An 8,167-nucleotide genomic window follows, 5' to 3' on the forward strand; every position below is an offset into this window, starting at 1 on the left:
CACTTCCAGGTAGTAGCTGCCAAAATCGATCACCTCCGCCCAGTTGACACCAGGCACGCGATGCCAGGCGATATTGGAGAGGTCGAGATCCTCCGCCTTTCGTGCATAGAGATGCACTTCGTGTTTTTTGGCGAGTCGTTCAGCGACTTCATTGACCGCACGCGCGCTCCCATCACGGCGGTTGCAGTTGATCATGGCGTAGGCGATTTTCATATGATTCGGAAGTGAGGGTTTGAAGAGTGAAAATCTTGTCCTGCGGCAGGGGCAGGGGCGGAAACAGTTGCATGCTCTGCCATCTGCAAGGGCTGCATGACTTCAGGAAACTCAGTCCCGTAGTGCTCCGGCATCCAATACTGCACGGTGGGGTCTGGAAGAGTAATACGGTTCAGCGAGATGCCCAGGAAGACCCAGAAAAGAGAGAAGCTGCCAAAGACATTTCCAACCGCGAGGAAGACCAGACAGCCCAGCAGCACCGCGCGGCCTGTGGTCAGGAATGCATTGTTGCTCCCCAGGCGGATGCGTCGCGTCTGCTCCCCCCAGAGCTGCGCCATGGCGGCGAAAAAAGCCAGCCCGCCAATCCAGCCAAACTGGCTGAAGACCTCGACGTAGCCACTGTCACAAAAGCCCTCCTTCGGGCTGGAACCTGAGCTGGTGCTCGAGTCGCCGATGCGGCCTGCGCCGAAGCCCGAGCTGCCAAGACCCATGCCCAATGGATGCTGCAGCACCCACGGAACGCCTGTGCTGAGGATGCTCATGCGGCCTTTGAAGGAGCCGTCATTCTGCATGTCCTTCATGGTGTCATACCGCTTGGTGATGCGCTCCGCCCCCGGCATGTACTGCAGGCCCACGCTGCTGCCGATGCCAAACACTGCCGCCAGCACGATCATGCGGCCGACGCCCTTTCCCTTGGAGAGTGCAGGCTGGAGCATGGCCACCAGGCCCACGATGATGAACATGCTGCGTGTCAGCGTCAGCACCACCACCGATAGAAGCAACACCACGGTGAGCCAGCCGCCGATGATGCGCCAGCGTGGGTTCAGGATCATGGGGATGGCGGCCCAGGCAAGGAAGCTTGCGCAGGGGCCGCGCTCATGCAGCGTCGAAAAGACGGACATCTCCGTGGGTTTGAGCTGGCCCAGATAGCCCACAAACTTCACGGCCGTGACCCAGAATGCATCCCATTCAGGAATCGTGTAGTATTGATACCAGCCATAGACTGCCACGATGAGGGCCGCGTAGCCGCAGGATCTCATCCAGCGGTCCGCTGTCGACGAGTTGATCGGCGCTGTGGCCGCATAGAGAAAGGCGCCAAATCCCGCCATCCATTCTCCCAGCGAGTAGAAGGCTCCCACTCCTGCGTTCACAAAGCCGATGACGAATCCATGGCCCAGCGCCACCATGATCAGGGTGGCCACATTGCGGCTGTTCGGTGTGAGCTGGCCGAAGCGCGACATTGCAGGTGCCAGCAGCACCGCGCTGACAACCAGCGGCGTGAGGCTGATGCTCGACAGCGGGTTGAAGGCTCCATTGATGTAGTAGTCCACCAGCCGGCGGATGCCGCGGTTCAGCGCCACCACAAAGAACACATAGTCCAGCAGGTAGCTGGAGCGCTGCGCGGCCAGCACAAAGGCTTGCAGCACGATGAGAAGCGCAATGAAGTATTCCATGCTATTGCAGCTGAGGTTCAGCGGCCGGGCACTCAGGCTCACTGGCTGGTTTCGCAGGCGTGGAGGCCGTCACGGGTTTGCGTCCCGTCCAGGCCATCACTGGGCCAAACCATGACGCGGGCAGATACTCGAAACGCTCAATGTCGCGAGTGCCGAACTCCTTGGCCGGGTTGCCGCCCACCAGGCTGAAGGGCCGCACATCCTTCACCACCACCGCACCGGCTGCCACCACCGCTCCACGGCCGATGGTCACGCCTTTCAGCACCATCGCATCCGTGGCCACCCAGGCGTAGTCTTCCACCACGATCGGCGCAAAGAGGTGATCATAGGTGGGGGAGTTGATGTCATGCGATCCGGTGATCAGGCGCACTCCGTCATTGATCACCACGCAGTTGCCGATCTTGATCTCCGCATGGGCCTGCATGCGGGTGATGCCCACGCTGCATCCTTTGCCGATGCTCAGGTTTGAGGCCTCGCCATGCAGCGTCAGGTTGGAAATCACGGTGGAAGGTGCGATGTGCGCACCCTTCAGGGTCCAGCGCAACGACTGCCAGCTGTAGCCCAGCAGGCTCGGCAGCGTCCACACGCGCTTCAGCCAGGTCTTCACCCATATCGGGCTGAAGAGCTTTGGCTTGAGCCGGTTTTGAAAAAGATAGGCGATCATGAGGATGTAGGAAAAATCGGAAATGGTCAGACATCCTGCACAAGCCCCATCAAGGGGCTGGCGCGGCTGCCTGCTCAGACATTAACCTCTCCCTTGTCTGAGTGCGGCTAAGGCATGCCTTAAAGGCGCCTAGGCGTCCGGTAAGGGTGGCGGCAAATCGCTGGCGTGGTTTCGAGCTCGGGCGCAGCACAAAATCCGCCGCGCGGGCCAGTCCGGGGCACACATGGCTGCCGATCAGCGCCTGCCAAAGTGGAATGGTCCAGCGTACCAAACCGGTTCCGTGCTTCAGCGCCACAAACGTTTCGTTGTAGGCGATGTCACTCGTGCCTTCGAAGTTGAAAATGCCGCGGTGTACCGTGTCGCCATCATGGCGCGGCGCCACGTTGTGGATGATCTCCACGGTGGGATCAAAGATCATCTTCATCTTATGCGCTTTAGCCTGCAGGCCCAGTGCCAGCTCCCAGTTCACCTGGGCGCCCTTGCCACGCAGGCCGTTCTCAAAGCCGCACGCACGCAGGAAGTCACCCTTGAAAAGACAGTTCGATCCGCGCAGCACTTGCACCTGTCGTGCCTTGCCGCCACCACGATGATGTCCGCCGGTCACACGACCGAACCAGTGTACATTGCCCACGTCCTCTTCCAGCGGCTCGGTCCTGCGCTTTTCCGGGTAGTCCATTAGCATGTCGCGGGCACCTGCCGCCACCACGTCCGGCCTGGACTTTACATGAGCCAGCATCGTGCTGAGCCAGTGCGGGGGGATCTCCACATCATCATCCAGCAGGGCAATCCACGGCGCGTGGCATTCCTTCAGGCAGGAGTTCATCGAGCCCACCACGCCCACACCGCGCGCTTCCACTGCACGCACAGGCAGCATGGCTTCATATTCTTCGATCACCGCACGCGTGACATCATCATCCGCGCGCACGCCTACCACGACCTGGTCTGCCTGCTTTTCCTGCATTTTCAGCGCCTCCAGGCACCGGCGCAGATGGTCGGGCCTCTTCAGTGTGGGGATGATGACGTCGATGTTTTCCATGATGGATCAGGCGGGTGAAAGGTTCTTGAAAGGGGATCGCAGTGCGTTCTCGAGAATCGTGGTGATCTGGCTGGTCACGTGGCCAAGATCGAAATACCGTTCGGCCACCGTGCGGGATTTCACTGGTGCCTCAGGCAGGTGCTGACCGAGGCGCATCAGCGCGCTGGCAAAAGTTTCCGGGCGGTCGTCTGCCAGGTGGATGTCTCGGTCGCAGAGATAATCCGCGTTGCCGTTCGTGTGGCCCACGATGACGGGCAGTCCGCAAGCCTGAGCCTCGGCCACAGATGAACCAAAGTTTTCTTCATCGCTCGGCTGCGCCAGCACGTCATGCTGGCGCAGCAGCGCGGGCACCTCCGTGCGTGGCATGGATTTGATCCAGCTCAGGCGGTCGGGGAAGGGGAATGACTCAATGAGCTTTTCATAACCGGGCACGAAGCCCGTGCCGCCCACGATGGTGGCGCGCACATGCACCCCCTGGCGGATAGCCAGCTCCAGCCCGCGCAGGAAAAGGTCCAACCGCTTGCGTGGGATGATGCGGCCCAGCCACAGCACGCGCAGTTCTGCTTTCGTGGCCGCCGTTTCCTCTGCCGGGCGGAACATGTTCAAATCTATCGGGTAGGGCAGTGTGTCCACGCGCTCTCCCTCGATACCATAGACTTCAGTCAGCGTTTTCTTCGACTGCTGGCTGCCCACGATGATGTGATCCGAGTGCTTCAATCCTGGCAGGCCGATGGAGGACAGGCGGATGCGCGCCAGCATCAGCCATTGCAGCGCCTTGCGCGGGCCTGCGAGTTTCTTGATCTCGGCAAAGCGGGACACAATGGAGCGCGCGTCCGTGCCGGGCGGGCCTTGGGCAAAGCTGATCATCGGCAGATTCCTCACACGGCCCGGTGCATAGTCACCAAGCCAGAGGCAAAGGTCATACTGGCGTGTGGCATGCTGCTGGCGCATCTTCCTCAGCAGCAGATGCTCATAGGTGGCGCAGTCCACACGGCAGGCCATGAATCCCAGCGCCGGCACCTTTTGCACTCTGGCGCGGAAGCGGTCCGGGCCCACATTGTCCGTGCAGACAAAGCGGAAACGCTCATGCTCGCCCACGCACGGACGGGGATCGACAAAGGATGGCTTCGAAAAGAAGTCCACCTCATGCCCGTCTTCAAGGAGTGAGCGAAGCAGCAGCGCATTGGCCGAAGCCACGCTGCCTTCCTGCGCTGAGACATATCCGCTGACAGCGATTTTCATGGGATGTTGGCGTGAGTGGGGGATGACTGCTGATGGCATCAGCGAAAGCGATGGCGCAGATTGAAGAATGGCTTCTCCAAGAAATTGTAGGAGATGATTGCGGCGGCGAAGGCAGGAACCAGCCACAGCGGGTAGGTCATCCACCAGGGCTCAGTGAGACCAAACATTTTAGGACTGGCGCAGAAGATGTTCTGCCACACGTAGATGGAGTAGGAGAGTATGCCGAGCGCGGCGACCGGGCGCCAGTTCAGACAACGGTAGAGGCCCCACGTAGGCAGCATGATGCTTTGCAATGCCAGCGCGACGAAGCCGAAGGACTGAAAGGTCCGGCCCAGACCAGCCCAACTGGCCCAGCCGAGGCTCTTCAGGGCAGTCGGCATCCATGCGCGGTCGGTAACCCAGTGCATGACATACGGCTCCACTAGCATGAGCACACTGGCGACAATCACCAGACGTGGCCGGGAGGTGAGAAACGAGCGCAGTTTACGCTCATCCACAGCCAGCCATATGGCCGCCAAGCAGCCGATCGCCAGCGAGTCCACATTGTTGAAGAATGATCTCTCCTGGAACAAATTTCTCCATAGTTGCGTGTCGGATAATGGAAAGTGCCACAAGCAGCGGTTGATGAAGGCCACGAGGATGGCGGCCACCACAAGGAAAGGTATGATCCGGGTGCGCACAGTCGGAACCAGCGAGACAAACAAAAGCGGCCATATCAGGTAGAATTGCTCTTCCACAGCGAGGGACCAGAAATGGTTGCTGAGGTGGTTACCACCAGGGAAAAAATCACGCGTGAAGGTAAGGTTGGCGATCCAGGTCGTAAGATCATGGTCACAGATGGTGAAATACTGGATGCCACCGGCGACAATCAGGAACGCCACATAGACGGGCAGGATGCGCAGCGCTCGCCGGGCGTAGAATTTGCGCAGGTTTACCTTTTGTGTCTTGCGTTCCTCCACCAACATCAGCCAGGTGATGAGCAGGCCGGAGACGACAAAGAAAAACCGCACGCCGAGGTGGCCGTCGAACAGGTAATGAAATGATTTCGTCAGCCGCTCCGGAAAACCGGTGGTCACGGCCATATGTGAGCCGAGCACCAGAACAATGCTGAGGGCTCGCCAACCGTCCAATGAGGGCAGACGAGTCAGTGCGGAGTCCTGGGTTGTAACATTTGTCTTATGCTCTGATTGGCTTTGAAATGCTTCTTCTGCCTGGGGCGGAAGGGCTAAGGGGGCTGCAAGTATTGTAGTGCTCATAGGGAGAGTAAATCTTGCGGGGGTATGTGATATTTTGTCAGGTTCTCAGGCTGCGAGCGCGTCCACTGCATCTGATTCATTCACGTCTTACCTATGCGGCTGGAGGCTGCTTGGATTCAAGGCGTTCAAACTTTACTGATAGCAGGTTGCCGCCATGGAGGGAGATGCGATGCGGGCGTAGATGATTGGTAAGGCCGACCTTTCTCTCTGCGCTGAAACATGTCCGCTGACTGCCATCTTATGCGTTTTGATTGGCGAGCCAATAAGGTGTCCAAGTGGGTTCCATGCCGAGCTTGCGGCGGAGGAGGGTCATGACCTTGCCGCCATAAAAGGGCAGCAGGCAGCGATGCTGCAACAGGGTGCGGTGACGGATCTTGGAATTGCGCGTGTATTGATGGAATACCCCAATGATGCCGTGCTCGTTGTCGCAGAGTCCCTGGCTGCCGATGGTCAGGCGCGGATAGCTGAGCATGTTGCCGTGATGACAAATTTGCGAATTGTGTGCGGGAACGAAGTTCATGTCGTCCACGTATTCCGGCGTGCGCATGACCATGTTCATTGCGATCTGGTCGCCGTTGAAGCTCTTGGCTTGGATCGACTGCTGCCAGATAGTGCGGCAGAAGGCGGAGAAGCGTGCGGCCCTGCCGGCGATGACACCCGCGCAGTAGATGTCCATTTTGCTGATCTCAGCAAGCTGGTCGGGGAAGTTTGTCTTCGCATTGGACATATTCCATTCTGAGTCGCCGTAGGTCACGCCTTCTGAAGCGCATGCCAGGGGCTTTGTTGCAAGCAGTTCATCGAGCACCTTGTGAATCGAGCGCTGGAAGGCGACATCGCGTACATCGCACATGAGGATGCGGTCGTCGGGGCTAAGGGTGTCCACGAAGTCGGGTACATCGCGGAAGCGGTCTTCATTGACGCCGCGTCCGCTACGGGCGCGCGTTATGATGATGCCCTCGTGACCTAGACGTTGCAGGGCGTGGTCGGTCATGTGCTCGTAGCACAGTAGCACGATTTTGCCGATAAAGCCGTTCTGGACGGCGGACTGTTTCCAACAGCAAACGTCCGCCCAGTCGTGGTGATCAATTGCTCCAATGAGATAATCCATGTTGTTATGAGTTTGAGGTTAAACTGTGGGAGAAACAGGTGTGTAGCGTGGGTAGCTCTTCTTGAGCTGGTGCCAGAGCAGTATTGTTTTTGTGGCCAGTGGACGGCGTGCCCGGCATAGAGCTGGAAGTTGTTTGGTGAACTCAGAGAGAGCCTGGAGGAACAACGGCATCCACTGACCGCCCGTCCATTCACGTGCGTGGTGCAGATAGCGGGCTCCTTGAAGCATGCGTGGAAGGAGAGTCCCTGCTAGGAGCCACAGGGGCTCGTGCAAAACAGCCTGATACCAGATGTTGCGCGTGTTCAGCATGGCACGCTGGCGGCTGTTGCGTGCGTTAGGGCTGGGGTTGTGGCAGATGCAGCGCTCGGGGAGATAGAGAACGGAGTAACCGGCATTCCATTGACGTTTGCAGAACTCATTTTCCTCATGCGCCATTTGAAGCAGTTCCTGAAAGCCACCGATCTTGTGGTACACATCAGCGCGTGTCATCGCGGCGCAGGTCATGAAGCCGCAGGTGAGGCACTCGTGCTCGACAGGCGCGGGTTGTGTGAAAGGTGCAAGCTCGCCTTCTTCCGTGGACTGTGGGTAGGCGATCGATCCCACTGAGGCATCCATCTGCAGGATATTGAGCCCTTTTTCAATGCCTGCTTTTGCGAGCACCAGAGAGTCGTCATCAAGGAATAGATAGGCAGATCCGGAAGCGAGGGCCGCAAGGCGGTTGCGACCTTCGGTGGGGAACACCTGCTTTTCTGATGAGATGATTTGCAGGCGATTGCGGACGGCTGCAGGCACGGAATCGAAGCATTTGTCTGGCCATGGCTGCTTTGGGGCATTTTTAAGCAGCAGGACCTCGTGAAGAAGATCGCCGAGTTTGGCGAGGCTTTTGATACAGCGGGTGACTTCGTCGAGACGATCACCGCAGATGATCAGGGCGGAAATTTCAAGTGGCATAAGTTAAGTCAGGAAGGATTGGATTTCGCCATGCGGACAGGACGAGCGGGAACGCCGGCCCAAGTCTCGCCAGCAGGAACAGATTTGGTCACCACGGAGCCGGCGCCGATCACCGCTCCATCACCCAGCTGCACGCCTTTCAGGATGATGCATTGCGTGCCCAGCCACACATTGCGTCCCAAGATGATAGGTGCGCTTTCGAGGGGTTGTGCATTCATCGCCTTCGAGTGGTCGCGTCCATGA

At 58.7% G+C, this 8,167-nt stretch carries 8 protein-coding genes and 1 pseudogene; all 9 read right to left on the reverse strand.

Features of this window, described 5'->3' with window-relative positions; translation table 11 throughout:
* Positions 1-213: pseudogene (locus ACIREA_RS20995) on the reverse strand (glycosyltransferase family 1 protein); the annotation flags it as partial.
* Positions 210-1,667, reverse strand: a complete 1,458-nt coding sequence (locus tag ACIREA_RS21000) for an O-antigen ligase family protein (protein WP_397384307.1) — start codon at positions 1,665-1,667, stop codon at positions 210-212. The pseudogene ACIREA_RS20995 and the gene ACIREA_RS21000, both read right to left, overlap by 4 nt.
* Position 1,668: 1 nt before the next feature.
* Positions 1,669-2,331 carry an acyltransferase gene (locus ACIREA_RS21005; protein ID WP_397384308.1) on the reverse strand — a complete coding sequence of 221 codons (663 nt, stop codon included), beginning with the start codon at positions 2,329-2,331 and terminating at the stop codon, positions 1,669-1,671.
* A gap of 49 nt (positions 2,332-2,380) precedes the next feature.
* The gene (locus ACIREA_RS21010; RefSeq protein ID WP_397384309.1) at positions 2,381-3,367 is read right to left on the reverse strand and encodes a glycosyltransferase family 2 protein; all 987 of its coding nucleotides are present in this window, start codon (positions 3,365-3,367) and stop codon (positions 2,381-2,383) included.
* Between the two features lie 6 nt (positions 3,368-3,373).
* Entirely contained in the window at positions 3,374-4,609 is a 1,236-nt protein-coding gene (locus ACIREA_RS21015) for a glycosyltransferase family 4 protein (protein WP_397384310.1), read from the reverse strand.
* Between the two features lie 38 nt (positions 4,610-4,647).
* A complete protein-coding gene (locus tag ACIREA_RS21020) occupies positions 4,648-5,865 on the reverse strand; it encodes an acyltransferase family protein (RefSeq protein ID WP_397384311.1) in 1,218 nt (405 codons plus the stop codon).
* Positions 5,866-6,103: 238 nt separating this feature from the next.
* Positions 6,104-6,856: a hypothetical protein gene (locus ACIREA_RS21025; protein WP_397384312.1), complete on the reverse strand. Its 753-nt coding sequence runs from the start codon at positions 6,854-6,856 to the stop codon at positions 6,104-6,106.
* A gap of 135 nt (positions 6,857-6,991) precedes the next feature.
* Positions 6,992-7,924, reverse strand: a complete 933-nt coding sequence (locus ACIREA_RS21030) for a glycosyltransferase family 2 protein (protein ID WP_397384313.1) — start codon at positions 7,922-7,924, stop codon at positions 6,992-6,994.
* Between the two features lie 8 nt (positions 7,925-7,932).
* The coding region (locus ACIREA_RS21035) for an acyltransferase (RefSeq protein WP_397384314.1) at positions 7,933-8,167 on the reverse strand (235 nt) is incomplete at its 5' end.

The organism is Prosthecobacter sp., from assembly GCF_044373815.1.
GTDB lineage: Bacteria > Verrucomicrobiota > Verrucomicrobiia > Verrucomicrobiales > Verrucomicrobiaceae > Prosthecobacter.